Origin of the sequence: Seohaeicola nanhaiensis (assembly GCF_042654245.1) — a bacterium.
Lineage (GTDB): Bacteria > Pseudomonadota > Alphaproteobacteria > Rhodobacterales > Rhodobacteraceae > Seohaeicola_A > Seohaeicola_A nanhaiensis.
Genome location: NZ_JBHSGI010000027.1, coordinates 1 through 877, shown reverse-complemented (window position 1 = coordinate 877; position 877 = coordinate 1). Strand labels below are relative to the sequence as shown.

Here is an 877-nt window from a genome sequence, read left to right as displayed (position 1 = left end):
GCCAGACGAATGCTGGAACTACTTCAAGGCTGCCGGATATGTCTCAGGTTAAAGGTCGGGCGCTTTAATAGTCTGCAGCGTTGACCATAATCAAACTTCTGTTAGAAAATAGATCGAACCACGCCTTTCACGGCCTGACGTTGATAAGCATGGTGGACGAACAATGCGGGGGCGTTTCGAAAATGGGTGAAGGCGTAGTCCGGTCGCAGGGACGCGGCGATGAAACCGCTAATACGACGTCCCTACAACCGAAATGCTCTCAGCCTAGAGATGAAAGACGGGATCATGGCCACCATGCGTGCTGCCTAAGGCCACAGCGCATGTCGGGTGATCGTTCTGACCAGAGAGCGCGAGCGTGCCTTATTCCCGTGCCGGCCGACCTGGCCGCGCGCGACGGGCTGAACACCCCGGACCCGAACAAGAGGGTAATACCATGACTATTTCAAAACTCCTGGTCGCCAATCGGGGTGAAATCGCGGCGCGCGTGTTGCGCACTGCCAAGGCCCGCGGCCTTGCAACGGCTGTGTTGCGCCACGTCGCCGAACAAGAGGGGCCGGCCCATCTGATCGCGGATGAGGTTGTGATGGTCGACAGCCCAACGCCTGTAGTGGCTTATCTCGATATTCCGCAGATCGTTGCGGCCGCAAAAAAGATCGGGGCTGATGCGGTGCATCCCGGCTACGGCTTTCTGTCGGAGAATGCCGGTTTCGTCGCGGCGCTGGAAGAGGCCGGTGTGACATTTGTCGGCCCGACCTCCGAGGTCATCGACCTGATGGGCGACAAGGTCCGCGCGCGCGCCTTTGTGGAAAAGCGCGGCTTTCCCGTCGCCCCCTCGGCGATCGAGGATGACGACCCCACGACATTCGTCGAACGCGCC

1 protein-coding gene is annotated in these 877 nt (G+C 59.6%); it reads left to right on the top strand.

Annotation, left to right across the window (positions count from 1 at the left end; genetic code table 11):
- Positions 1 to 433 precede the first annotated feature (433 nt).
- On the top strand, positions 434 to 877 hold a 444-nt coding region (locus ACFO5X_RS18815), incomplete at its 3' end, for a biotin carboxylase N-terminal domain-containing protein (protein WP_380719858.1).